Origin of the sequence: Coprococcus sp. AF99-45 (assembly GCF_027663865.1) — a bacterium.
Taxonomy (GTDB): Bacteria; Bacillota; Clostridia; order Lachnospirales; family Lachnospiraceae; genus Allocoprococcus; species Allocoprococcus comes.
Genome location: NZ_JAQDGZ010000007.1, coordinates 1 through 26,160, shown reverse-complemented (window position 1 = coordinate 26,160; position 26,160 = coordinate 1). Strand labels below are relative to the sequence as shown.

Genomic DNA, 26,160 nt, shown 5'->3' with positions numbered 1-26,160 from the left:
CAGAAAGTAACAGAAAATGGAAAAGTAAGAGTTGCGGATTTGAGCCGTGATCTGTCCGGTTAAGGATGTATACAAGATCATTACGGATTCGCAGATCAGCAAAGAGTATATCCGAAAAGCGGAGCATGAACAGATTCCACTTGTGATAGCCGGAAACCGGGAGCAATAATATGATATATGAGAGAATACAAAAGGGGCGCTTTTTAAAGCGCCCTAATCGATTTATAGCAAAAATAGAAATAAATGGAAAAGAAGAAACGGTCCATGTGAAGAACACAGGGAGGTGCGCGGAACTTCTGGTTCCGGGAGCAGAAGTGTTTGTCCGGAAGTCTGAAAGTGCAGGGCGTAAGACTGGCTGGGATCTGATCAGTGTCAGGAAGGCTGACCGGCTGATCAATATGGATTCCCAGGTGACAAACAAAGTGGTGCAGGAATGGATTGAAGCCGGGAGATGGTTCAAGGACGTTAAGATCGTCAGACCGGAAGTTACCTATAAGAATTCCAGGTTTGACCTGTATGTGGAATATGAAGAGAAAAAAGCGTTTATAGAAGTGAAAGGGGTTACGCTGGAAGAAGAAGGCGTGGTAAAGTTTCCGGATGCACCGAGCGAGCGGGCAGTGAAGCATTTAAAAGAGCTGGAAGAAGCGGTGCAGGATGGGTACGAGGCTTATGTATTCTTTGTGGTCCAGATGAAAGGAGTACGTTATTTTACACCAAACAGACGGACTCACAAAGAATTTGCAGATGTTCTTGCAGAAGCAGCGGAAACCGGGGTTCAGGTGATCGCAAAGGACTGTTTTGTAACGGAGGATTCCATTGCAATTGCGGACGAAGTTCCGGTAGTACTTACCAATCCACAGCTCTATGAAGCACCGGAGCTGCTTGTGGAATGGTACAGAGAGCGGAAACGGGATCTGCCATGGAGACATCATGTAAATGCCTATCGGGTATGGGTGTCTGAAATTATGCTACAGCAGACGAGAGTGGAAGCAGTAAAGCCATTTTTTGAGCGTTTCATGACAGAGCTTCCAACGGTAAAAGATCTAGCCGAGGCACCGGAGGATAAGCTTTTAAAGCTCTGGGAAGGGCTTGGATATTATAACCGGGTACGCAATATGCAAAAAGCAGCGCAGAAGATCGAGGAAGAATACGCAGGAAAATTTCCGGAAAATTATGAGGAGATCAAGGCGCTTCCAGGAATTGGAAATTATACGGCAGGGGCAATTTCTTCTTTTGCCTATGGAATTCCAAAGCCGGCAGTGGACGGAAATGTTCTCCGGGTGGTATCAAGACTGCTGGCGAGCGATGAAGATATTATGAAAGCGTCCGTCAGGACAAAGATAGAAAATGCGATTGAACCGGTGATCCCGGAAGATGCAGCATCGGATTTTAACCAGGGGCTGATCGAACTTGGTGCGATTGTCTGTGTGCCGAATGGGGAGGCAAAGTGTGAAATCTGTCCTCTTACGGGAATCTGTGAAGCGAAAAGGCTGGGAATCCAGAATGAACTGCCGGTGAAGAAAAAGGCAAAAGCGCGCAGGATTGAGGAGAGAACCGTTTTGATTTTTAAGGATGGTGATCATGTGGCAATCCGGAAACGACCGGATAAGGGACTGCTTGCAGGTATGTATGAGTTCCCGAATCTGGACGGAAAGCTTACGATGGACGAAGTAACTGCTTACAGTAAATCTATCGGTCTTGCACCGATCCGTGTGAAAAAGCTGCGGAATGCGAAGCATATTTTCAGCCATATTGAATGGCATATGACTGCGTATGAGGTGATCGTGGATGAACTGGAGAAGAACTGCAAAGAAGAGATGATCTTTGCACATCCGGAAGAAATACAAAAGGAATATTCCATGCCATCGGCGTTTAGCGCATGGAAGGTGAAATAAAAGAAGGACATTGCTTTTCGATTTTGCGAAATGCGATGTCCTTTCTTTGAGTCAAACAAAATAATTATAAGTGTTTAAATCACCTGACGTGCAAGCCGTGGTGACTTTGCACCTTCCTGTGCATAAATTAGTGTGTACAGGAAATATGCCATCACACATGCAGCAACTACATCCACTACGGAATGTTGCTTCAGGAACATGGTTGACAGAATGATCAGAATGCTTAAAACAAGAGATCCTTTCTGGATCAGTCTGGAGTGCTGAAGCTTCTCGCAATGGGAAATTGCGATGTAACAACAAATAGAGTTGTATACATGAAGACTTGGAAGCACATTCGTAGGTGTATCCGTCTGATAGATCCGTTTAACCAGCTCGATACAGAAGTTATCACGCGTAAATACTTCCGGTCTCAGGTTCAATCCGTTCGGAAATACCGTGCAGATGATCAGAAAAATGGTCATACCGCTGAACATGATCGCGGAGGCTTTGTAAAATCCCTGTTTATCATTAAAGAACAAATATCCCAGTGTGACTGCAATATAAGCAAACCATAGCAGGTACGGAATGATGAAATATTCACAAAACGGGATGTAGTCATCGAATATCGAATGGATTACAAAATAATTGTCGGTCACATGGCGTTCCAGATAAGTAAACCATGGAAAATAAATAAAAGCATATAGTAATACCCATGCATGGCTGTATGTATGCATCAGTGTCTTTAATTTTTTAAAAATATGACTCATGATAAAAATCAGCTCCTTCGGGTGAAGATGTTTCTTCCTTGTTACTAGAGGTAGTATAACATTAAAAATTTTTCTCGACAACAGACTTCATAAAACATTCATATTTTTTTCTATTCTCTATTTTACGGAGAAACCTTCAAAGATATACATATCATATTTATTCCGTGCAGTTTTATAAGCTTTTTGATTGCGGAGTGTCCAGACTGCCATCGGAATACGGTACAGATAGTGGTTCAGCCAGACGGAAGGATTGCCGGCATCTGCAAGTTTATAAGAAATAAAGTCCGGACGACAGATCAGGTTGGTCAGCAGGAACTGTACACAAAAGCGCGCCAGAAAAGGATTTTCCGGATTCGTGCGAGTCAGGGCAGAAGAAAGCTGTCCACGAAGAACCTGAGGCGCATGCTTGTGAAACCATCGGATTCCAAGGGAGTTGAAAGACTGGACCATATAAGGTCCTTTATAATCCTTTAAAATATCCCATGCGGCAGGACAGAGCTTCATATTGCTGTCCGGAAGCTTCAGTTCAATCAGAAGAGGAACCCGCCCATTGACATAGCGAAGGACATCTGAAAAAAGTGGCATATGCTCCGAAGTTCCGGAAAGATGCAGGTGCTGTAGCGCATCAAACGTGGAACCCTCAACTGTCCCTTCGGCATTGCAGATCCGCTTTAAAGACTCGTCATGGAATACGACTACTTTTCCATCACGGGTGAGATGGATATCAAGTTCGATGGCAAGATTTTGTTTTACTGCCTCACGAAATGCCGGCATAGAATTCTCGGGAATCAGCCGGGAAGAATCATGTAGTCCGCGATGGGCATAATCCCGCTTGAGATAAGGGAGGATTTTGCTTCGGCGGGAAGTATTCGGCATGATCATATACAAATATAAGAAAAAACATACAACAACAGTTAAAAGAATCCAAAACAACAGCATAGAAAAGTCCCCTTCTTTTATGTAATAATTTTCAGTGTCTCAGGTTCGAGAGAGAACGAAACATCCTTCTGGAGATAAATCGGTTCGCCGTCAGAATGTACCGGAAGTGCTACTTTTGAGTGTACTTCTGCTTTTTTACAGCGGAAGATATGTACGCCTGGAAGTCGGGTATGCTTTCCGGAAAACACAGTCGGCAGAATTGCCAGAGCAATAATTTTGGGAACATTTGCAATCACAATAAAGTCCAGCAGATCATCATCCGGTTTGGCATCCGGGCAGAATTTGCATCCACCACCTTCATAAGGAAGATTAAATGCAGAGGCAAAGAAAACCCGTTTAAAATGAAGTTTTTTGGTATCGTCCAGAAGAATTTCCATCTCATCTGGCTGACAGCGGCGCAGACGGTAGAGTGAGCAGGCTGCATAGGCAAGTTTGCCCAGACCGAGCCGGTTAAAAAAGACTTTAACCCTGGAAATACAAAGTTGATGGCAGATAGCTGCATCGTATCCGATTCCGGAACTGACGGCAAAACGGTGAACCTTGTCATGATAGTGCAATACACCAAGATTGATCTTGCGCGTCTGTTCAGAATGAAGTACCAGATCCAGAGCTTTCATGGTATCGGATGGAAGGGCAAGTCCCCGGCCAAAATCATTGCCAGAGCCGATCGGAATGTAACCGAGGGTAACCAGGCTTAAATTCTGCAGACCACAGATTACTTCATCCACACTTCCATCACCACCAAGTACAACGATCGTAACAGGATCCCCGGAGGCGGTAAGCTCGGAGGCAATTTCCGTTGCGTGATGCCGGTGATGTGTAAAATGGATTTGGTAATCTATATGTTCTGCTATCAGCTTTAATTTAATCTTTTCCCATAGTGCAAGTCCCTGACCCGAGCGGGCGTTAGGATTGGCTATAAAATGATACATAAAGTCATCCCTTCACTTCTGTAAATTTAGTTTCATTCTAGCATCGGAATGAGAGGATATTGTCAAAAAAACAATAAAAATGCAAAAATTTATTGAGGCAGAGTGTTAAAAGTGCTATTCTGGTACATGTGTTAAAAAATGAACATAAAATAAATGGAGGTAATACTGTGAAATTTATAAGACAATTCTTGATTATCATATTGATTTCTTTTGCAGGAGAGCTTTTGCATGCAATCCTTCCACTACCGGTTCCTGCAAGTATTTATGGCTTGCTGATCTTGCTGGCAGGTTTGCAGACAAAAGTAATTCCTTTGAAAGCAGTTGATGAGGCTGGTGGATTTCTGATTGAAATCATGCCGATGCTTTTTATCCCTGCAGGAGCAGGTCTGATGGTATCATGGGGAGACTTAAAACCGGTTCTTGTCCCGATCATGATTACAATTGTAGTGACAACAGTGCTGGTTATGGGCGTGAGTGGAAGAACCGCTCAGTTTGTACTGAAGAAAGAGGAGAAGAAGGATGAGTAATATGCTGCATGGATCGACCTTTTTTTGTATGGCGATCAGCCTTTTTGGATATGAGGCAGGAATTTTTCTGCGTAAAAAGTTAAAAATTGGTATCTTCAATCCACTTCTTGTTTCGATTGTTTTTGTAATTATCGTGCTAAAAGTGACTGGAATTGATTATGATACTTATGATAAGGGAGCGAATGTACTGAGCTACCTTCTGACACCGTCTACAGTCTGTCTTGCAATTCCGCTTTATCAGCAGATGAATCTTCTTAAGAAGAATCTGAAAGCGATCATTGCAGGAATTACAACAGGTGTATTTGTCAGCCTTGCCGGTGTATGGGTATTTTCTATGTTGTTCCACCTGAAGAAGCAGTTCTATGTAACGCTTCTTCCAAAATCAATTACCACAGCGATCGGTATGGGAATCTCAGAAGAGCTTGGTGGAATTGTGACGATTACAGTTGCTGCAATCGTAATTACCGGAATTATTGGAAATATGTTTGCAGAGGGAATCTGTAAGCTCTGCAAAATTGAGCATCCGATTGCAAAAGGACTGGCAATCGGAACAGCTTCCCATGCTATGGGAACGGCAAAGGCAATGGAAATCGGAGAGATTGAAGGAGCAATGAGCAGTCTTTCTATTGCAGTGGCCGGATTGATGACGGTTGTAGGTGCATCGATTTTCTATCACCTGTATTAGAGAGGAGTGTGCAGAATATGGAGAAAACAATTATCTGTATCGGACGGGAATATGGAAGCGGCGGACATGAAATCGGTGAATTGCTGGCAAAGCGTACCGGTTATGCGTTTTACGATAAAGAGAAGCTGTTTGAAATTGCAAAGATGCGCGGATACGAGAAAGAAATGCAGGAGTATCTGGATGAACAGCCGGTGGACAGCCTTCTTTATTCAATCGCAATGAATTTTGCAGAACCGAAGAAGAAGCCATATCCATTTAAACTGATTGAAGAGCTTGTGGAAGAAGGACCATGTATTATTATGGGAAGGTGCGCAGGTTATCTGATGAGAAACCGAGAAGAAGCTTTTAGTGTATTTGTCCATGCAGATATGGAAACACGAATTGAACGCGTGAAAGAGCGTGATCATATTACAAGCAGAATGAAAGCGAAACGTAAGATCCAGGATGTGGATGAGAAAAGAAGCGCTTTTCGTAAGGATTATACCGGACAGGAATGGGGAATGTCGAAGAATTATGATCTTTCGGTCAGCACTACAGAGTTGTCCTATGAACAGGCAGCAGATCTGATTCTGTATTATAAGAAGATGACAGAAGAATCTGACAGAGCTTAGAAGGTATAAAAAGAATATACTAGTTTGTTGAATCCAAAAATGGGAAATGACATGGCAGGTCATTTCCCATTTCTGGATTTTAGAGATATAGAAGGGCTCAATTTCTATATCTTAGTTTATAGAATACTTGGCTTCTATAAATTATTTATATATTCGTTACAATCTTTTAGAGGGCAAAATTTGATTTATCTAGGCATCTCCCATGCGTTATGATCCGTGTGAAGCAACATATGTGACTTGTGAGAAAGCGGTTTCTCAAAGAAATCACGGTACAGACGGAGTACATCCGGGTTCTCATGTGAGAAGCGAAGTGGTGCATTCTTATCAAGAAAATAAAGATTTTCACCACGTGTCCGTGCAAGTTCTTCTCCGTCATGGATTGGCTGACCGCCACCGCCGACGCATCCGCCAGGGCAGGCCATGACTTCTACAAAATCATAATGTACTTCACCATGTTCGATTGCTTCGATCAGTTTACGTGTGTTTCCGAGTCCGCTGACAACAGCAGCACGAACAGTAGCATCTCCAAGCTGGATCTCTGCTTCTACAACACCTGGCTGTCCACCAGGATTGCGGACAATCTTGAATGCATCCGGATCAGGGTTACGTCCGGTTACAAGGTAGTGAGCAGAACGAAGTGCTGCTTCCATAACACCACCTGTTGTTCCGAAGATAACACCGGCACCGGTCCATTCTTTCATCAGAGGATCGCATTCACGATCAACCAAAGAAGCAGGATCAATATGTGCAGAACGGATCATGCGTGTCAATTCACGAGTTGTAAGTACAACGTCTGTCTCGTGTCCGGCATATTCACCATAGAACAGTTCCATGTTACTTTCGCCTTTTTTGGCAACACATGGCATGATAGATACAGTAAACATATTTTCCGGTTTCACACCGATGGATTCCGCAAAATAGCTCTTCATAACGGAACCGAACATCTGCTGTGGTGATTTGGCTGTTGAAAGCTGTGGCACCAGATGTGGGTACTGTGATTTAAGGAAGCGTACCCATCCAGGGCAGCAGGAGGTAAACATCGGACGAAGATTTAATTCGCCTTTTGTAAATCTCTGCAGGAATTCATTTCCTTCTTCCATAATAGTAAGGTCTGCTGTGAAGGAGGTATCGAATACATAGTCAATACCCATTTTCTTCAGAGCATCCATGATCTTGCCGACAGTTGCTTCTTCACGGGAAAGACCAAGAGCTTCACCCCATGCAGCACGTACAGCAGGAGCAACCTGTGCAACAACGACTTTCTTGTCATCAGCGATTGCATCCCATACTTTCTCTGTATCATCACGTTCGCGCAGAGCGCCGACCGGGCAGTGAGTAATACACTGACCGCACAGAGAACAGGAAACCTCGGAGATCTTATGGTTGCCGGTTACATTAATAGTAGTACGGGAACCAGTACTTGTCACATCCCAGATATGTAAATCCTGGATCTTGTCACAGACCTGGATACAGCGCATACATTTGATGCATTTCTGTGAGTCTCTGATCAGCGGAAATTCTTTATCCCAAGGGAATTCTTCCAGACGCTGCTTAAATGGTATTTCGATGATGTTCAGGTCATTTGCGAGACTCTGCAGAGTACAGTTACCGCTTCTGACACAGGTAGCACATTTGCAGTCGTGCTGGGAAAGGATAAGCTGTACAGTCTGTCTTCTGGCTGTACGAACCTTTGGGCTGTTTGTATGGATTACCATACCTTCTTTTACTACGTTGTTGCAGGAAGTTACCAGCCGTTCCATTCCCTCGAGTTCAACAACACAGACACGACAGGCTGCGATCTCGTTGATATCTTTCAGATAGCAGAGCTTTGGAATCGGGATATCCGCCATTTTGGCAGCATCCATGATAGTAGTACCTTCCGGGACAGATACGTTTATATTATCAATTGTAAGATTTACCATAATGTTTCACGACCTCCTTTGAAAATGCCGTAGCCGAAGTGGTCGCAACGCAGACATCTGCTGGCTTCCTGTTTCGCTTCTGCCTCGGACATGCAGTTTTCTACACCGTTAAAGTCACAGACACGTTCGCAGGCTTCACGCTCGGTCATGTTTACTCTTCCGCACGGCGGGCGGTCATCAAGACGCGCTTCAGGAATCTCAACGTCACAGCTGATAATGTGGTGATATCCCAGGTATTCGTCTATGTTAGCAGCTACTACTTTTGCAGCAGCAATAGCTTTGATTACGGATGCAGGACCGGAAGCACAGTCTCCACCGGCAAATACACCCGGAATGTTATCGAATCCGCCGTATTTTTCGGTTAAGATCTTACCTCTCTGTACAGGAACACCGGCTTCTTCAAAGTGCTGGTATTCAATATCCTGTCCGATCGCAACGATCAGTGTCTGGCATGGAATGAATACGTCAGGAGCACCTGTCGGACGTACACTTGCACGACCGTCTTTGATCTTACTAATCATCTGTGGTGTAACGTAGATTCCTTTTACGTGACCGTTTTCATCTGTTTCGATGCGGGAAGGAGCCATCAGAGTCTGTACTTCGATTCCTTCTGCAACAGCACCTTCAATCTCTGCCGGAAGGGCAGTCATATCTGCCACGCGACGGCGGTAAACGATGCTGACTTTTTTAGCACCCAGACGTTTTGCGGTACGGACAGCATCCATAGATACGTTACCACCACCGATAACGGCTACTTCCTGTCCGGTAAGATCCGGGTTCTGGTTCTTTCCTACATCACGAAGGAACTGAACAGCAGAAAGGACCCCTTCTGAGTGTTCGCCTTCGATACCAAGTTTCTTATCGGTACTTGCACCGATTGTAATAAGAACTGCGTCGTATTCTTCACGCAGACTCTGGATTGTCATATCTTTTCCAATCCGTTTGCCAAATTCAACTTTGACACCGGTCTCAAGGATGGCATTGATATCATCGTTCAGACGGTCTTTCGGCAGACGGTAGTTCGGGATACCATAGCGGAGCATACCGCCAAGTTCCGGCAGCATCTCAAATACGGTTGTCTGGTGTCCCATCAGCTGCAGATAGTAAGCTGCACTTAATCCACCAGGGCCACCACCAACAACGGCAATACGCTTTCCGGTAGATGGAGCGCATGGCGGCGGTGGAACTTTTCCGGCATAATCAGCAGCCATTCTCTTAAGACCGCGGATATTGACTGCATCGTCTACGATGTTACGACGGCAGCGTGCCTCACAAGGATGTTCGCAGATAAAACCACAGGTGGTCGGGAATGGATTGTCCTTACGGATCAGGCGGATCGCATCTGCGTAACGTCCTTCTCCGACAAGAGCGATATATCCCGGAATATCTACATGTGCCGGGCACAAAGATACACAAGGAACAGGCTGTGCGTACTGGCAGGTACATCTTCCCTGGCGCACATGTTCTTCATAGTCTTCCCGACATCCCATCAGACTTTTGTAAACCATGTGAGCTGCTTCATACCCGATCGCACAGTCAGCTCCTTCCATGATTGATACAGAGAGTTCTTCCATCAGGTCTAATGTTTCCATAGTTGCGTCTCCGTTCATAACGTCGGTCAGCAGGTTTTTCAGCTGCCACAGACCAACACGGCACGGCACACATTTTCCACAGGTATGTGTATGACACATCTCCAGGAAAGCACGAGTCATGTCAACAGGACATAGTCCCGGAGGACTGGATTCAATTCTTCGCTCCAGATCTTTGTAGAGCCCTTCGATAACCAGCTGGGCTTTGTCCGGTGCAGTGATTTCAAGTCTACTCATAGCTTTTTTCTCCTTTAACTTTTTTTGCTAATCTACAGGACAGATGAAGAAAATCATAGGGAAAGCATCTGAATACTATAGATTAACTCTATGGACACACTTATAATGATATTGTATGCATTTTAGTACAATCTTGCAAGCAAAGTTAATAAATAGACAAATAAGTTAATTTTGTCACAAAATGATAAAAAATATCAGCAATATGTACAAAATGGCAGAACAACGATAAAGGGTGCAAAAAATAAAAAAATTATGTTACAATAACACCTGTAAAAGAGATGTCTGTTTTACAGGCACAATTAACAGAAAGGGCGGAAGAGGAAAAATGAAAGTAACAGATTTTGGTGCAACAGTTAAAGGTGACGAGACAAAATTATATACGCTCACAAATAAAAACGGAATGGAGATTGCAGTATCCGATTACGGTGCAACGCTGGTACAGGTGATCGTACCGGACAAAGAAGGCAAGCCGTGTGATGTTGTGCTTGGATATGATGAGGCAGCAGGATATGAAGAAGGAGATCTGTTCTTCGGTGCAATTGTCGGGAGAAGTGCAAACCGTATCGGAGGAGCATCCTTTGAACTGAACGGAGTGACCTATCAGCTTGAAAAGAATGATAATGGCAATAATCTCCACAGCGGAATGGATTTTTATAACCAGAGAATGTGGAAGGTAAAAGAAACCGCAGATGATCATATTACATTTGAACTGGACAGCCCGGATGGTGATCAGGGATATCCGGGAGCTGTACATATTGAGGTAACATATACTCTGACAGAAGACAATGCAGTGAAGATCGCTTACCATGCAGTTCCGGATGCAGATACTCTGATCAATATGACAAATCACAGCTATTTTAATATGGATGGACATGCATCAGGAGATGTACTGGATCAGGAAGTATGGATTGATGCAGATGCATTTACCAGAGCCGATGCCGAGTCTATTCCGACAGGCGAGATCACACCGGTAGAAGGAACACCGATGGATTTCCGCACAAAGAAAGCAATTGGCAAAGAAATCGAGACAGATTATGAAGCACTGAATTTCGGGAAAGGATATGATCATAACTGGGTTCTGAACAATAAAGGAGAATTTGCGAAAGTGGCAGAGATGTCCTCGGAAGAGAGCGGAATCACTATGGAAGTTTATACAGACCTTCCGGGAATGCAGCTTTATACAGGCAACTTTATTGTTGATGCCAAAGGAAAAGGCGGGGCGCATTACCACAAACGCCAGGCAGCCTGCTTCGAGACACAGTTCTTCCCGGATGCAATCCATAAAGAGAATTTTGCTGGGCCGGTATGCAAGAAGGGCGAAACTTACGAAACAACAACGATGTACAAGTTTATATAACAACAGATAAGCCGAAAAGGTGCCATGGACATAAAAATCCATGACACCTTTTTTGAAAATATGTGCTGTAAAAAATCAGCGAAGGAATATGAAAAATTCATTTTACGCTGTGGTATATCTGTGAAATCAGAAAATGCCATCCAGATAATGCCCGATCGAACGGCGGATATTACCTTCAAAATCAGTCTCTCCGTTATGCAGACACCATTCAAATACATTTCCGATAACCAGCATACGGATATCAGTGCAGATTTCATCCAGGGAAATCTTTGGCGCAATGATGCCGGCATCAATCGCTTTGCGAAGATAATTCTCTACGGTAAGGATCGGGTACGGTCGCTCGGTACGGATCGTTGGGTTCAGTGCCTGGTTGCGCGGTGTGTAGTAGTTGGACATGAATTCTACTCCGAGTTCCCGGCAGTACTGTGCGTAATTCAGATAAACGTGGATGATACCGATCTTTGCCTCATCTGCATCTTCCGGCGTATCCAGAAGATCCGGATTGATGCTTGGCTGTTCTTCAATATAATAAGATAAAAGATCATCTTTGGTTTTAAAATGATGATAGAAGCTGCCGTTGGAGACACCTGCTTCATCACAGATATTTTTTATGGAAAGCTGATCGTATCCCTGCTTCTGCAGAATTGTCTTGGCTGCATGAAAGATACGTGCTTTGGTTTCTTTTGATTTTTTCTGTTGTCTGGACAGTGGCTCTTTTTCAATATCGCTTGACATTTGGTTAATCCTTTCTTAAAACTTTTCAGTCAGATTAGATGTAGTATAGCATATTTAATAGAAAAAGACAAGAAAACCGAGCGAACTCTGTAATTTTAACGGGAATTGAAAAATAAGAGATGACATGGTATCATTAAATCCATAGCGAACAAAAAGAGAGGATTGGATATCAATGGATATTAACCAGAAAATAACAGAAGAACTGGGCGTAAAAAAGTGGCAGGTAGATGCGGCTGTAAAGCTGATCGATGAAGGAAATACCATTCCGTTTATTGCGCGTTACAGAAAAGAAGCACACGGTACACTGGATGATGAACAGCTTCGTAAATTATATGAACGACTGACCTATCTGCGGAACCTGGAAGAGAAAAAAGAACAGGTTCTTGCAAGTATTGAAGAACAGGGCAAGTTAACACCTGAGCTGAAAGCACAGATCGTGGCAGCAGAGACGCAGGTTCTGGTGGATGATCTTTATCGTCCGTACAGACCAAAACGCCGGACCCGTGCGACAATTGCAAAAGAAAAAGGTCTGGAACCACTGGCGGTTCTGATCTCTCTTCAGAATAGTAAGGAACCCCTGGAAAAAGAGGCAGAAAAATATGTTTCTGAAGAAAAGGGCGTGAAAAATGTGCAGGAAGCGATTGACGGTGCGAAAGATATTCTTGCAGAAAATATTTCAGATGAGGCAGATTACAGAAAGAGGATCCGCGATCTGACGTTCAAAAAGGGTACGCTGGTTTCTGCTGCAAAAGATGAAAAAGCAGAATCTGTATACGAGATGTATTATGATTTTACAGAAGCGGTCAGCAAAGTAGCCGGACACCGTGTGCTGGCACTCAACCGTGGAGAAAAAGAAAAATTCCTGAGTGTTAAGATTGAAGCACCGGAAGAGGAAATTCTCCGTTATCTGGAAAAGAAAGCGATCCGCAGGGATAATCCATACACAACACCGATTTTGAAAGAGGTTGTGGCCGACAGCTATCAGAGACTGATCGCACCGGCGATCGAGCGTGAACTGAGAAACGAACTGACGGAAAAAGCAGAAGATGGCGCAATCCTTGTGTTTGGAAAGAATCTGGAGCAGCTTCTGATGCAGCCGCCAATCGTCGGACAGGTTGTGCTTGGATGGGATCCTGCATTCCGTACCGGATGCAAGCTTGCTGTGGTAGATCCGACCGGAAAAGTAATCGGTACGACTGTAATTTATCCGACAGCGCCTACGACTCCGAAGAAGATCCAGGCAGCAAAAGATCTGCTGAAAAAGATTATTCCAAAGTATCACATCTCTTTGATTTCCCTGGGAAATGGAACAGCATCCAGAGAATCAGAACAGTTTATTGTAGAACTGTTAAAAGAGATTCCGGAAAAAGTGCAGTATGTGATCGTAAATGAAGCGGGAGCATCTGTGTACTCAGCAAGTAAACTTGCTACAGAAGAATTCCCAAAATTCGATGTCGGGCAGAGAAGCGCGACATCCATTGCAAGACGGCTTCAGGATCCGCTTGCCGAACTGGTAAAGATCGATCCGCAGTCGATTGGTGTCGGGCAGTATCAGCATGATATGAACCAGAAAAAATTAGGAGAAGCACTTGGCGGTGTGGTAGAAGACTGTGTAAATAAAGTCGGTGTGGACCTAAATACTGCATCGGCTCCGCTGCTTTCTTATATTTCCGGTATTTCCGGAACCCTTGCGAAAAATATTGTTGCTTACAGGGAAGAAAATGGAAAATTTGAGAATAGAAAAGAACTTCTCAAAGTACCAAAACTTGGACCAAAAGCATTTGAGCAGTGTGCCGGGTTTATGAGGATACAGGGCGGAATCAATCCACTTGACGGAACCAGTGTACATCCGGAGTCTTACGAGGCGGCAGGAAAGCTTCTTGAAAAGCAGGGCTTCAAGCCGGAAGATATTGCAGGCGGCAAACTTGCAGGTCTGTCTCTTACCATCAAAGATTACAAAAAGCTCGCTGAGGAACTTGGAATAGGAGAGATCACCCTTCGGGATATTGTCAAAGAGCTGGAAAAACCGGCGCGTGATCCACGAGATGAGATGCCGAAACCAATTCTCAGAACGGATGTCCTTGATATGAAGGATCTGAAGGAAGGAATGATTCTGAAAGGAACCGTGCGAAATGTCATTGACTTTGGTGTATTTGTCGATATTGGAGTGCATCAGGACGGATTGGTGCACATTTCCCAGATCACGGATCGTTTTATCAAGCATCCACTGGAAGCAGTCAGCGTAGGAGATGTTGTAGATGTAAAGGTGATGAGCGTTGATCTACAGAAGAAGCGGATCCAGCTTACAATGAGAGGAATTCAGTAATACATGTTCGGATATGTGACGGCGAATGAGCCGGAATTAAAAGTAAAAGATTATCATAAATATAAAGCGTATTACTGTGGCCTTTGTCAGTCGCTGAAGAGACAGTATGGCAGCGCAGGTCAGCTTACGCTTGCCTATGATATGACATTTGTGATCATTTTACTTACTTCTTTATATGAAAGTGAAACAAAGGCAGAAAGCCATCGCTGTAAGATGCATCCGTTAAAGCCACAGCCAATGCTGGAAAATGAGATCACAGAGTATGCGGCCGATATGAATCTGATCATGGCGTATTATCATCTGGAAGATGATTGGAAGGATGAGAAGAAAGTAGCAGGGCTTCTCGGGAGTATGGCCTTGAAGCGAAAAGTAGAAAAAGCAATTCGGAAATATCCAAGGCAGAGTCGTGTGATCAGAGAAGAAATGGCAAAGCTTTCGGAATATGAAAGTCAGGGTATACAGGAAGTTGACTATCCGGCAGGCTGTTTTGGCCGGCTGATGGAAGAGATGATGGTATATAAAGAAGACTGCTGGGAACAGCAGCTTCGAGGGATCGGTTTCTATCTGGGCAAATATATTTATATTATGGATGCTTACGAAGATCTGGATAAGGACCTGGAAAAAGGGACTTATAATCCATTAAAAAAGATGCATGAAGAAGCCGGATATGAAGAAAGATGCAGAGACATTCTGTGCATGATGATCGGCGAATGCGCAAGAAATTTTGAAATTCTGCCATGTATACTGGACGTGGATATCCTGCGGAATATCCTGTATGATGGCGTATGGAAACATTACAGAAAGATACAAGAAAAGAAAAGCGAGGAAAAGGAAGATGACAAAGAATCCTTATGAGGTGCTTGGCGTATCACCAAATGCGTCGGAAGAGGAGATAAAAAAGGCGTACAGAGAATTGAGCCGGAAATATCATCCGGATGCCAATGTGGATAATCCGCTTCGGGATCTTGCTGAAGAAAAGTTCAAAGAAGTACAGGAAGCTTATGATGAAATTATGAAAGAGCGGGCGAATGGAGGATATAATTACGGATACGGCGCGGGTTCAGGGAACTATTCTTATGGTAATAATTCCTATGGAAATCAATCTTATGGCAATGGCAGATATCAGCAGTACAATAATATGAATCCGGAGATGCAGGCGGCATTCAATTTTATCAATAACCGTAGATATCAGGACGCGATCAATGTGTTGAACCGTATGAATGACCGGACTGCACAATGGTATTATGCAAGTTCCATGGCCAACGCCGGCGTAGGCAACAATGTGCTGGCAAGGGATTATGCTGCGCAGGCAGTGAATATGGACCCGAATAACCCGCAGTACAGAGAGCTGATGAACCAGCTGAACTGGGGAGCACAGAGATATAATAGTAATCCGTTTGGTCAGGGATATGGCAATCGTAATTCCTCTCCGTGTGGAACTGGAAATATGTGCTGTGATCTGTGGATCGCAGATTCATTATGTGAATGTATGGGAGGAGATCTGTGTCCATGCATCTAAATACAAAAAAGATTGCATTTGCAGGCGTTATGCTTGCACTGACAGAAGTGGGGATTGCGCTTGGCAGTGTGATCGAAACGAATACCCTTTTTTTACTGGCGGCGGCGTCCTTTTTTGTCGGGATTGTGATTCAGGAATTTGGATTGAAAAGCGGGGCAGGCTTTTTACTGGCAGGAATTTTGCTGGCAATCCTTCTGTCTCCGAATAAATTATATGTGGTTTCCTATGCATTTATGGGATTTTATATTCTAATTATAGAAACAATATGGCATTTTTCTGGAAGAGCTTCCGGATGGATCAGAAGCCGTAACTTTTTCTGGCTCATGAAATATCTGGTATTTAATGTACTTTATATTCCGGGTTTAATATATTTCTGGAGTATGTTATCTGAAAAAAAGACCGCAAAAGGAATAATGCTTATGTCTGTTGTATTCGGACAACTTATACTTTTTGTCTTTGATAAGACATATGAATATGCAATGGGGAAAATCTGGAAAGAAAATAGACATAAATTCGGATTTTAAAGCATATATAATACAATAATGATGATGTGAGTGTCGAAAGTAAATTTTGCTGCTCACTGATGTAACCGGATTGTTCTATTGCTACGCAATTCCCATAATCCTCGAACACATCATAATAATAAAAATATAAATTTTTATGTATTTTTTGCACAAAAAAGTGGAAAATTTAACAGAAAAATTGTATAATATAAGACAGGACAAATAGGAAAGAGAGGATTCACTTATGAAGCAGAATAATATGCTTGCTATGATCTTGGCGGGCGGACGAGGAAGTCGTCTTCACGAGCTTACAAATAAAGTAGCCAAACCTGCGGTTTCATATGGTGGAAAATACAGAATCATTGATTTTCCACTTAGCAACTGTGCCAACAGCGGAATTGATAATGTAGGAGTCCTGACACAGTATGAGTCTATTTTACTTAACAGTTATGTAGCGGCAGGCCGCAGATGGGGGTTAGATGCCCAGAACAGCGGAGTCTATGTACTTCCACCGCGTGAAAAAGCGGATGCGGATCTGGATGTATACAGAGGAACAGCAGATGCAATTTCACAGAACATTGATTTTGTGGACATGTTTGCACCAGAATATGTACTGATTCTTTCCGGTGACCATATTTATAAGATGAATTATGATAATATGCTTGATTATCATAAAGAGACTGGAGCAGATGCAACAATCGCGGTCATTGAGGTTCCGATGAAGGAAGCAAGCCGTTTTGGTATTATGAATACGGACGATGAGGGAAGAATTGTAGAGTTTGAAGAGAAACCGGAGAATCCAAAGAGCAATCTGGCATCCATGGGTATTTACATATTCAACTGGAAGCTTTTAAGAAAGATGCTCCTTGCAGATATGAAAAATCAGGATTCCAATCATGATTTCGGAAAAGATATCATTCCGACTATGCTGAATGATGGAAGAAAGCTCTATGCATACAAGTTCAAAGGATATTGGAAAGATGTCGGAACAATTGATTCCCTGTGGGAAGCAAATATGGATCTGATCAATAGTAAAAATGAACTTGATCTGAATGATGATTCATGGAAGATTTACACAGAGGATACAACTGTGCTTCCTCAGTATGTTGGCCCGACAGCAGAGATTGAAAGAGCATTTATCAACCAGGGATGTGTGATCAATGGAAAAGTCAAAAATTCTGTATTGTTTACAGGTGCAAGAGTCGGCGAAGGTGCACAGATTATTGACAGTGTACTGATGCCGGGCGTTGAAGTAGAAGAAGGTGCAGTTGTAACAAGAGCGCTTGTGGCTGATGGCGTAAAGATTGGCAAAAATGCAGTTGTCGGATCAGCAGACAGTGAACATATTGAATTAGTATCAAAACGTGTTAAGGGGGATGAGTAATATGGCACAGGCATTTGGAATCGTAAGTTTTGCCGGCAACAATATCCGGGTAGGAGAGATGCAGAATTACCGTCCGGTTGGTGCTGTTTCATTCCTTGGAAGATACAGAGTTATCGATTTCCCAATCTCTAATATGAGCAACAGTGAAATCGAACATATTCAGGTTTATGTAAGAAGAAAACCGCGTTCTCTTACAGAACATCTTGGAACAGGCCGTCATTACAATATCAACTCAAAGAGTGGCCGTCTTCATATTCTTTATTCTGATTTTGCAAATGCAGAATGGAGTGTATACAATAATGACCTGGCGGCATATGAAGAAAATATGGAGTGTATTGAAGCTGTAAAATATCCATATGTAGTTATTGCACCAAGTTATATGATTTATACACAGAATTATGATGAATTACTTAAGACACATATTGAATCCGGTGCAGATATTACCCTGTTATATCACAGTGTGGATAATGCAAAAGAATACTATCTGAACTGTTCAACACTTAATCTGAACAAGCAGAAGGGTGTCCTTTCATTGGAACCGAACCATGGTAACGCGAAAAACCGTAATATTTTCATGGACACTTATGTAATGCGCAAAGATCTGTTTATGGAACTGGTTAAAAAGGGAAGAAAGATTTCTTCCATGTTCACACTTAATGATATTGTGAATATGGCATGCAGTGAACTGGATGTACGTGGAGTGTCACATCGAGGATTCTTTGCATCTATCACAGATTTTAAGAGCTACTATAATGCAAACTTATCACTGATCGATATGAAGAATGCAGTGACTTTGTTTGATAAGAATTGGCCGATTTACACAAGAACAAATGATTCATGCCCAACAAAGTATTATGAAGGAGCAAGTGTCAAGAGTTCAGTAATTTCCAATGGATGCCTGATCGAGGGTACTGTTGAGAATTCGGTAATCGGACGTGGATGCGTAATTAAGAAAGGTGCAGTTGTCAAAGACAGTGTTATCCTTCCGGGAGTTGTAATTGGAGAGGATGCACGGATTGAAGCGCAGGTAGTGGACAAGAGTGCAAGGATTGTCCATGCAAAGGAACTGATTGCAGATCCGGAAAAACCAGGATATGTAAGAAGAAACGATACTTTATAATCAAAAGAAATTCAACAGAGAGAAGAATGCCGGCTTGGGCAGACTTCTCTCTGTTTTTTGGTTTCATAAAAAAAGAGGCTCATAACGAACCCCTTTTGCTGTTTTGTAAAATTATAATCTATTCGCGTCCCATTTGTAAAATCGGGCTGATCTTTTTGTAGATCAGGAATACGATCAATGATACCAGGAAACCTTTCAGCAGATTGAAAGGTGCAACAGAAAGTAAAACAAAAGTCAGAAGACTGTTGATATGACTGTTGACTGCGGTTCCCATGGCAACCAGTGCGTCGATCGGCATATGGAATGCAGCAGCGTATGCCGGAAGCAGAAGGTATGCATTGATAAAACATCCGACAATTGTCATAAAAACAGTTCCTGTTACCATACCGATGATCGCACCCTTGCGAGAATGTAACTTCTGATAAATCAGGGAAGCCGGAATACACATTGCACATCCGATCAGGAAGTTTCCGAGGTCTCCAACACCAGCTGTTGATGTACCTCTGATCAGGAGGTTCAACAGGATTTTGACCAGTTCGATCAAAGCGCCGGCTACAGGTCCCATGGTAAATGCTCCGATAAGGACCGGAACTTCACTGAAATCAATTTTGTAAAAGGTTGGTGCAAATGGAAGTGGAATATCAAATAACATCAGAACCATAGCGATTGCTCCGAGCACACCAATCTGTGCAATTACCTTTGTGCTGATACGTTTTTTTTCTTTCGTTGTTGTTTTTGGGTTTGTCATTACATCTGTACTCATTTTTTCTCTCCTTTTCTCTTGACATAATCAGATGAATTGAGGAGGAAAATCTTCGAAAGCCTATGCAAAAAAATCCCCGACGTAATACGTCGGGGGGATTATTTGCAAAATCACTTTTTCTTCTCTCATCCAGACTTTACTGTCGGTTTTGGAATTGCACCAAATCAGCTGTCAGAAATCTGACAGGTCGCGGACTGTAACCGCCGGTTGGGAATTCTGCTTATACTATAGCGATAAGAAGTCACCCTACCCCGAAGAATTTCCTTGTTCATTTGAACACATTATAGCGCAGGCGTATATAAAATACAAGTACAAGTTAAGAAAAGACAGTGTTTTTCTAAACCCGGAGTGAGCAGTAACGACTTGTTTCCAAAGATTCGGTATGATATAATCGGTGTGACTTAATCTGATATGGAGGAAAATGAATGAATATAAAGTTTGAAGTAAAAATGACAAAAAAAGCCATGTTTGATTTTATGCTCTATACTTCCTATACAAGCCTTAGCGGAATCGTTGGTGTGATTTTCGGTGGTGTAACACTGGTGCTGGGAATCAGACAATGTATGTTTGGAAGCTACAGTACAGCTGCAACGTTCTTTTTGTTTGCCGCAATTTTTCTGATCGGAAACCCACTTCATTTAAAAGCACGTGCGGCAGAACAGGTAATGCGCTCTCCGATGTTTCAGAAACCGATTAGTTATGAACTTAACGAAGAAGGAATCCGCATTTCACAGGATGAACAAAGTGTGCTTAATGAATGGGGAGATTTCCGGAAGGCAGTTTCAACCGGTCAGTCTGTAATTATATATGTAACAAAGGTAAGAGCACTGATTTTTCCAAGAGAATCCCTGGGAGAACAGTATGCGGCAGCAGTGCAGATGATTTCTACACATATGCCAGCCAAGAAAGTCAATATCAGACACGTCAGTGCAAATTAGGAGGCAGACCAGAAGATGATAATTGAAACAAGAAGTGCCAAAGAAACCTATGATCTCGGTAAGAAGATCGGGAGTCATGCAAAAGCAGGAGAAGTCTATACACTGGTAGGAGATCTCGGCGTCGGAAAGACCGTATTTACCCAGGGACTGGCAAAAGGACTGGGGATTGAAGAACCGATCAGCAGTCCAACCTTTACAATAGTCCAGGTATATGATGACGGAAGACTTCCGTTCTATCATTTTGATGTGTATCGGATTGGTGACATTGAAGAGATGGACGAGATTGGTTTTGAAGACTATGTATATGGAGACGGTGTAAGCCTGATCGAATGGGCGAACCTGATCGATGAGATTCTTCCGGCGAACCGGACAGAGATCACGATAGAAAAAGATCTGGAACAGGGATTTGATTTCCGCCGGATTACGGTAGAGAAAAGAGGAGAATAATATGCGCATTTTAGCAATAGACAGTTCGGGACTTGTTGCAACTGTCGCAGTAGTTGAAGAAGAAAACGAAATTTCCAAAACGATTGCAGAGTATACGATCAATTATAAAAAGACACATTCACAGACCTTATTACCGATGTTGGATGAAATCGTGAAGATGACGGATATGAATCTGGATACGATTGATGCGATTGCGGTAGCAGGAGGACCGGGATCATTTACCGGACTCAGAATTGGTTCAGCAACTGCAAAGGGACTGGGGCTGGCACTGAAGAAGCCTTTGATTCACATTCCGACAGTAGACGGACTTGCTTATAATCTGTGTTATACAGACAGGATCATTTGTCCGATCATGGATGCAAGAAGAAATCAGGTATATACTGGTATTTATCAGATGGACGGTGATAAACTGCAGGTTTTGGAAGCACAGATGGCAGTCGAAATCGATGAACTTGCCAAAAAACTTTGTACTTATGGAAAACCAGTGATCTTTCTTGGAGATGGTGTACCGGTGCATAAAGACAGGCTGGAGAAGGAATTGATGACGAATTATGATATTGCATTTGCACCGGCACATATGAACCAGCAGAGAGCGGCAGCAGTCGGTATGCTTGGAATTCAGTATTATAAAGAAGGAAAAACAGAAACCGCAATGGAACACAAACCGGATTATCTGCGTGTATCACAGGCAGAACGGGAAAGAGAAGAACGTCTGAAAGCAGAAAAAACACATGAGTAATAGAGATAACATAGAAATTACTTTGATAACAGAAAATGACAGAGAACGAATGGAACAGGTGGCGCAGATGGAAACAGACGTATTTCCGGATCCGTGGAGTTATCATGAAGTGAGATCAACTGTCAGACAGAAGCATACTTTTTGTGCGGCAGCAATGGAAGGGGATACCCTGCTGGGATATTTTCTGTGTTATTATGTTCTGGATGAATGCGAGATTGCAAGAATTGCAGTTGCTGAATCTGAAAGACGCAGAGGAATTGGACAGATGCTGTTTGGATTTATGGAACAGATCTGCCATGAAAAGCAACTGAAAAGAATGCTTCTTGATGTCCGTAAGAGTAATCAGACAGCGATTGCATTTTATGAAAAAAACAAATTTGGAATCGATGGAGAGCGAAAGTTCTATTACGGAGGGAAAAATCCGGAAGATGCAATCCTGATGAGCCGCATGGTTTAGAAAATGGAAGAAATCGCAAGAATATACAAGACTTCCCACTGGAAGGCGTCAGTCTGTGACGTTATAATGTACCTGAACATAGAAAGAGCTGAAAAATGAAATGGCAGTCTTTTTTTGCAAAGATACTCAGGAGGAAGTAAGATGCGTAATTATAAAAAAATTCAGACAGAAAAAAATACAGTCACAAAGATTGTGTGCAATAAATGTAAAAAAGAAATCACAATAAAAAATGGAATACCGGAGGAAGAGATGCTTACAGTTGAAAAAAGATGGGGATATTTTTCGCACAAAGACGGAGAACTCCATCGATTTGATATCTGTGAGGAATGTTATGATACCTGGATAGCATCTTTCCAGATTCCGGTATATGGAGAACAGGAGTTAGAATGTTAGATGTATGTTTGCTTGGAAGCGGTGGAATGATGCCGCTTCCTTATCGATGGCTGACCGCACTTATGACAAGATATAACGGCAGCCAGCTGCTGATTGACTGTGGTGAAGGCACACAGATTGCGTTAAAAGAGAAGGGATGGAGTTTTAAACCGATCGATGTAATTTGTTTCACACATTACCATGGAGATCATATCAGCGGACTTCCGGGACTTCTTCTTACAATGGGAAATGCGGACAGAAAGGAACCGCTTACTCTGATTGGACCGAAAGGTCTGGAGAGAGTGGTGAGTTCTTTGCGAGTGATCGCGCCGGAACTGCCATTTGAAATCCACTATAGAGAAATTACAGAGCCAGAACAGATTTTTGAGATGGATGGATATCGTCTGAAAGCATTTCGTGTAAAACATAATGTGATCTGTTACGGTTATACGATTGAGATCGACCGTGCCGGCAAATTTGATGTGCAGAGGGCAACAGAACAGAAAATTCCGAAGGAATACTGGAAACATCTTCAAAAAGGTGAGACAGTAGAGCTTGACGGAAGAATACTGACGCCGGAGATGGTCCTTGGACCACCTCGAAGAGGAATTAAGCTTACCTATTGTACAGATACAAGACCGACGGATTCTATCCGGAAGAATGCAAAAGGGTCAGACCTGTTTATCTGCGAAGGAATGTACGGAGAAAAAGAAAAAGCGGCAAAGGCAGTAGAATATAAGCATATGACCTTTTATGAGGCAGCAAACCTGGCAAAAGAGGCAGAGGTGGGAGAAATGTGGCTTACGCATTACAGCCCGTCCCTGCGCCATCCGGAAGAATATATGGATGAAGTGCGGGCAATCTTTCCACATGCGATCGCAGGAAAAGACCGTATGACAACAGAACTGGATTTCCCGGAATAAGCAAAGCAGTAGAGAGAAGGAAAAATATGGATACAGAGAAAAAGGATATATTAATACTGGCAATTGAAAGTTCCTGTGATGAAACGGCAGCAGCCGTTGTAAAGAACGGACGACAGGTGTTGTCAAATGTGATCTCATCACAGATAGATCTACATAAATTATATGGTGGTGTGGTTCCGGAAATCGCATCGAGAAAGCATATTGAAAAGATTAATCAGGTAATAGAAGAGGCTCTGGAAAATGCAGAGGTTACACTGGATGATATTGATGCAATCGGTGTAACTTACGGTCCGGGGCTTGTTGGTGCGCTTCTTGTCGGTGTGGCAGAAGCAAAAGCAATCGCATATGCGAAAAAGTTACCACTTGTTGGAGTTCATCATATTGAAGGGCACATTTCTGCAAATTATATTGAGAATCTGGAACTGGAACCACCGTTCTTGTGTCTTGTTGTGTCTGGGGGACATACGCATCTCGTATGCGTCAAAGATTATGGAACTTATGAGATTCTTGGAAGAACCAGAGATGATGCGGCAGGGGAGGCTTTTGATAAAGTGGCTAGAGCAATTGGTCTGGGATATCCGGGAGGACCGAAGATTGATAAGCTTTCAAAAGAGGGGGATCCAGATGCAATCCCATTTCCACGCGCGCATATCGAAGATTCCCCATATGATTTCAGCTTCAGTGGCGTGAAGTCAGCAGTTTTAAACTATATTAACGGCTGCAAGATGAAAGGGATTGAATACAACCGTGCTGATATTGCTGCATCCTTCCAGAAAGCAGTTACTGATGTGCTGGTAGACAATGCAATGCATGCAGTAAAAGAATATGGACTTAATAAGTTTGCAATTGCGGGAGGCGTGGCGTCAAACAGTAGTCTTCGTGCAGCAATGAAACAGGCATGTGAAAAGAATGAAATAGAATTTTACTATCCGTCACCGATTTTCTGTACAGATAATGCAGCAATGATCGGTGTGGCGGCTTATTATGAATACATAAATGGAACCAGACATGGATGGGATCTGAATGCAGTCCCGAATCTGAAACTTGGCGAAAGATAGAGTGGGCGAACCACGAAATGCAGGTAAAAAGGAGAGAATAATATGAACAGGGAAAAATGTACAGCAGTAGTCCTGGCAGCAGGAAAAGGAAGCCGGATGGGTACAAAAATACAGAAGCAGTATCTGGAAATATGTGGAAAGCCTGTACTTTACTATTCTCTTGCTGCATTTGCAGCATCTCCGATTATTGATGAAATTGTTCTTGTGACAGGAGAAGGTAAGACTGATTATTGCCGGAAAAATATTATAGAAGCTTATGGAATCACAAAAGTTAATAAAATTGTGGTTGGTGGAAAAGAACGGTATGAATCTGTATATAAAGCACTAAGAGAAATAGAACCGGAAGGTTATGTCTTTATTCATGATGGAGCACGTCCGTTTGTTGATGAATCGATCATAGAACGAACTTACCAGGCAGTAAAAGAATACCGGGCATGTGTGGCAGGAATGCCATCGAAAGATACGGTAAAGATTGTAGATGAGAATGATTTCGCAGTAAATACACCGGAACGAAGATTTGTGTGGTGTATTCAGACTCCGCAGGTATTTGAGACTGCATTGATTCGTCATGCATATTTTAAATTGATGGAAAATGAAGAAAATGAAACAGGGATAACAGACGATGCGATGGTTGTAGAGCGTATGGAAAACTGTGCAGTAAAGTTGGTAGAAGGTTCGTATGAGAATATAAAGATTACAACGCCAGAAGATCTGATATTAGCAGAAAGTCTGATCAAAAAAAGAAATTGAAAAAAATTTAAAAAAAGTGTTGACAATAATGTATCACTATGATATTATCTATCTTGTCGCTGATACACAGCAACAACTTAATAAATGCGGAGAGGTATCGAAGTGGTCATAACGAGGCGGTCTTGAAAACCGTTTGTCCGAAAGGGCGCGTGGGTTCGAATCCCACCCTCTCCGGTTGAAGCAGAACAATATGTTCTGCTTTTTTTATTGTTCTGCTTGGTTTTTGGGGGGGAGTAAAAAGGTGAAATGAAAAAAGGCAAGATTTACCTTTGAAGTTACATCATTTTACAAGATTAAATTCCACATAAGAGTGGAATTTAATCTTGTAAGTGAGTAATATATAAAACTTGAAAATAGTACTGGACAAAAAAGAAAGAATCGTGTATATTAAATAACGGACGTTTTGGAGAAATACCCAAGCTGGCCGAAGGGGCTCCCCTGGAAAGGGAGTAGGTCGTTAATAGCGGCGCGAGGGTTCGAATCCCTCTTTCTCCGTTTTGTTCAAAGCTAAAAAGCAGTAATCGATAAAACATAATATTGAATGTAAAATACAGATCAAGAAAATGTGAAAAAAGTCGAAAAAAGTGCTTGACATTCAGGAAAACGGATGTTATTATAAACAAGCTGATGCATGAGAAATGAAAGTTTTAAATGCAGAACAAAAAATAAAAAAGTTGTTGACAAAC

At 42.6% G+C, this 26,160-nt stretch carries 26 protein-coding genes, 2 tRNA genes and 1 riboswitch; of the genes, 21 read left to right on the top strand and 7 right to left on the bottom strand.

What is annotated here, in order from left to right; all coding sequences use genetic code 11:
* Positions 1-170: 170 nt before the first annotated feature.
* On the top strand, positions 171-1,895 hold the full coding sequence (mutY, locus tag PGR14_RS07400) for an A/G-specific adenine glycosylase (RefSeq protein ID WP_055247547.1): 1,725 nt from the start codon (positions 171-173) through the stop codon (positions 1,893-1,895).
* A 74-nt stretch (positions 1,896-1,969) separates the two neighbouring features.
* On the opposite strand, the gene PGR14_RS07395 is transcribed toward mutY, so the two are convergent.
* The 3 genes from PGR14_RS07395 to PGR14_RS07385 form a co-directional block, all read right to left on the bottom strand.
* Positions 1,970-2,641, bottom strand: a complete 672-nt coding sequence (locus tag PGR14_RS07395) for a phosphatase PAP2 family protein (protein WP_055247549.1) — start codon at positions 2,639-2,641, stop codon at positions 1,970-1,972.
* 117 nt (positions 2,642-2,758) lie between these two features.
* Complete coding sequence (locus PGR14_RS07390) at positions 2,759-3,580, bottom strand: glycerophosphodiester phosphodiesterase family protein (RefSeq protein WP_070098648.1); 822 nt, start codon at positions 3,578-3,580, stop codon at positions 2,759-2,761.
* A gap of 17 nt (positions 3,581-3,597) precedes the next feature.
* Complete coding sequence (locus PGR14_RS07385; protein WP_055247551.1) at positions 3,598-4,512, bottom strand: diacylglycerol/lipid kinase family protein; 915 nt, start codon at positions 4,510-4,512, stop codon at positions 3,598-3,600.
* Between the two features lie 167 nt (positions 4,513-4,679).
* Between PGR14_RS07385 and PGR14_RS07380 the strand changes: the two genes are divergently transcribed.
* The 3 genes from PGR14_RS07380 to PGR14_RS07370 are packed head-to-tail and all read left to right on the top strand — an operon-like array spanning position 4,680 to position 6,335.
* Positions 4,680-5,039 (top strand): CidA/LrgA family protein, encoded by a 360-nt coding sequence (locus PGR14_RS07380; protein WP_055247553.1) that lies wholly within the window; start codon positions 4,680-4,682, stop codon positions 5,037-5,039.
* Positions 5,032-5,724, top strand: a complete 693-nt coding sequence (locus PGR14_RS07375) for an LrgB family protein (protein WP_055156236.1) — start codon at positions 5,032-5,034, stop codon at positions 5,722-5,724. Before PGR14_RS07380 ends, PGR14_RS07375 begins: the two co-directional genes overlap by 8 nt.
* A 17-nt stretch (positions 5,725-5,741) precedes the next feature.
* A complete protein-coding gene (locus PGR14_RS07370) occupies positions 5,742-6,335 on the top strand; it encodes a cytidylate kinase-like family protein (RefSeq protein WP_055247555.1) in 594 nt (197 codons plus the stop codon).
* A gap of 185 nt (positions 6,336-6,520) precedes the next feature.
* Here PGR14_RS07370 and PGR14_RS07365 read toward each other — a convergent pair whose 3' ends face one another.
* Positions 6,521-8,257 (bottom strand): [FeFe] hydrogenase, group A, encoded by a 1,737-nt coding sequence (locus PGR14_RS07365; RefSeq protein ID WP_008373638.1) that lies wholly within the window; start codon positions 8,255-8,257, stop codon positions 6,521-6,523.
* Entirely contained in the window at positions 8,251-10,083 is a 1,833-nt protein-coding gene (locus PGR14_RS07360) for an NAD(P)-binding protein (RefSeq protein WP_055247558.1), read from the bottom strand. The genes PGR14_RS07365 and PGR14_RS07360 overlap by 7 nt, the downstream gene beginning before the upstream one ends.
* Positions 10,084-10,408: 325 nt before the next feature.
* Here PGR14_RS07360 and PGR14_RS07355 point away from each other — a divergent pair, with 325 nt between their 5' ends.
* Entirely contained in the window at positions 10,409-11,440 is a 1,032-nt protein-coding gene (locus PGR14_RS07355) for an aldose epimerase family protein (protein WP_055156242.1), read from the top strand.
* Between the two features lie 126 nt (positions 11,441-11,566).
* Here the strand turns inward: PGR14_RS07355 and PGR14_RS07350 are convergent, their stop codons facing one another.
* Positions 11,567-12,175: a TetR/AcrR family transcriptional regulator gene (locus tag PGR14_RS07350; protein ID WP_022220003.1), complete on the bottom strand. Its 609-nt coding sequence runs from the start codon at positions 12,173-12,175 to the stop codon at positions 11,567-11,569.
* Positions 12,176-12,347: 172 nt separating this feature from the next.
* On the opposite strand from PGR14_RS07350, the gene PGR14_RS07345 reads away from it, so the two are divergent.
* The 6 genes from PGR14_RS07345 to glgD all read left to right on the top strand — a co-directional run bounded on the left by PGR14_RS07345 (position 12,348) and on the right by glgD (position 19,027).
* Complete coding sequence (locus tag PGR14_RS07345) at positions 12,348-14,501, top strand: Tex family protein (protein WP_055247560.1); 2,154 nt, start codon at positions 12,348-12,350, stop codon at positions 14,499-14,501.
* Between the two features lie 3 nt (positions 14,502-14,504).
* Entirely contained in the window at positions 14,505-15,356 is an 852-nt protein-coding gene (locus PGR14_RS07340) for a DUF5685 family protein (RefSeq protein ID WP_055247562.1), read from the top strand.
* Entirely contained in the window at positions 15,337-16,020 is a 684-nt protein-coding gene (locus PGR14_RS07335; RefSeq protein WP_008373654.1) for a DnaJ domain-containing protein, read from the top strand. Before PGR14_RS07340 ends, PGR14_RS07335 begins: the two co-directional genes overlap by 20 nt.
* On the top strand, positions 16,011-16,544 hold the full coding sequence (locus PGR14_RS07330) for a hypothetical protein (protein ID WP_055247564.1): 534 nt from the start codon (positions 16,011-16,013) through the stop codon (positions 16,542-16,544). Before PGR14_RS07335 ends, PGR14_RS07330 begins: the two co-directional genes overlap by 10 nt.
* 223 nt (positions 16,545-16,767) lie before the next feature.
* Positions 16,768-17,907: a glucose-1-phosphate adenylyltransferase gene (locus tag PGR14_RS07325; RefSeq protein WP_008373659.1), complete on the top strand. Its 1,140-nt coding sequence runs from the start codon at positions 16,768-16,770 to the stop codon at positions 17,905-17,907.
* 1 nt (position 17,908) lies between these two features.
* Complete coding sequence (gene glgD, locus PGR14_RS07320) at positions 17,909-19,027, top strand: glucose-1-phosphate adenylyltransferase subunit GlgD (protein ID WP_055247566.1); 1,119 nt, start codon at positions 17,909-17,911, stop codon at positions 19,025-19,027.
* Between the two features lie 118 nt (positions 19,028-19,145).
* Here glgD and PGR14_RS07315 read toward each other — a convergent pair whose 3' ends face one another.
* Entirely contained in the window at positions 19,146-19,790 is a 645-nt protein-coding gene (locus tag PGR14_RS07315; protein WP_055158641.1) for an ECF transporter S component, read from the bottom strand.
* A 113-nt stretch (positions 19,791-19,903) separates the two neighbouring features.
* A riboswitch (FMN riboswitch) is annotated at positions 19,904-20,053 on the bottom strand.
* Between the two features lie 162 nt (positions 20,054-20,215).
* On the opposite strand from PGR14_RS07315, the gene PGR14_RS07310 reads away from it, so the two are divergent.
* The 10 genes from PGR14_RS07310 (at position 20,216) to PGR14_RS07265 (ending at position 25,969) form a co-directional block, all read left to right on the top strand.
* Positions 20,216-20,728, top strand: coding sequence for a YcxB family protein (locus PGR14_RS07310; protein ID WP_055247568.1), 513 nt, complete (start codon positions 20,216-20,218; stop codon positions 20,726-20,728).
* Positions 20,729-20,743: 15 nt separating this feature from the next.
* Positions 20,744-21,175: a tRNA (adenosine(37)-N6)-threonylcarbamoyltransferase complex ATPase subunit type 1 TsaE gene (gene tsaE / locus PGR14_RS07305; protein WP_022220008.1), complete on the top strand. Its 432-nt coding sequence runs from the start codon at positions 20,744-20,746 to the stop codon at positions 21,173-21,175.
* A gap of 1 nt (position 21,176) precedes the next feature.
* Positions 21,177-21,914: a tRNA (adenosine(37)-N6)-threonylcarbamoyltransferase complex dimerization subunit type 1 TsaB gene (gene tsaB, locus PGR14_RS07300; RefSeq protein WP_008373668.1), complete on the top strand. Its 738-nt coding sequence runs from the start codon at positions 21,177-21,179 to the stop codon at positions 21,912-21,914.
* The gene (rimI, locus tag PGR14_RS07295; protein WP_055247571.1) at positions 21,907-22,371 is read left to right on the top strand and encodes a ribosomal protein S18-alanine N-acetyltransferase; all 465 of its coding nucleotides are present in this window, start codon (positions 21,907-21,909) and stop codon (positions 22,369-22,371) included. The genes tsaB and rimI overlap by 8 nt, the downstream gene beginning before the upstream one ends.
* Positions 22,372-22,512: 141 nt before the next feature.
* A complete protein-coding gene (locus tag PGR14_RS07290; RefSeq protein ID WP_055158650.1) occupies positions 22,513-22,764 on the top strand; it encodes a hypothetical protein in 252 nt (83 codons plus the stop codon).
* Positions 22,758-23,666, top strand: coding sequence for a ribonuclease Z (locus PGR14_RS07285; RefSeq protein WP_008373675.1), 909 nt, complete (start codon positions 22,758-22,760; stop codon positions 23,664-23,666). The genes PGR14_RS07290 and PGR14_RS07285 overlap by 7 nt, the downstream gene beginning before the upstream one ends.
* Before the next feature lie 26 nt (positions 23,667-23,692).
* Positions 23,693-24,724 (top strand): tRNA (adenosine(37)-N6)-threonylcarbamoyltransferase complex transferase subunit TsaD, encoded by a 1,032-nt coding sequence (gene tsaD, locus PGR14_RS07280; protein WP_008373677.1) that lies wholly within the window; start codon positions 23,693-23,695, stop codon positions 24,722-24,724.
* 42 nt (positions 24,725-24,766) lie between these two features.
* Complete coding sequence (gene ispD / locus PGR14_RS07275; protein WP_008373678.1) at positions 24,767-25,474, top strand: 2-C-methyl-D-erythritol 4-phosphate cytidylyltransferase; 708 nt, start codon at positions 24,767-24,769, stop codon at positions 25,472-25,474.
* A gap of 88 nt (positions 25,475-25,562) precedes the next feature.
* Positions 25,563-25,648: transfer RNA gene (locus PGR14_RS07270), tRNA-Ser, on the top strand.
* A gap of 231 nt (positions 25,649-25,879) precedes the next feature.
* Positions 25,880-25,969: transfer RNA gene (locus PGR14_RS07265), tRNA-Ser, on the top strand.
* The last annotated feature ends 191 nt before the right edge of the window (positions 25,970-26,160 follow it).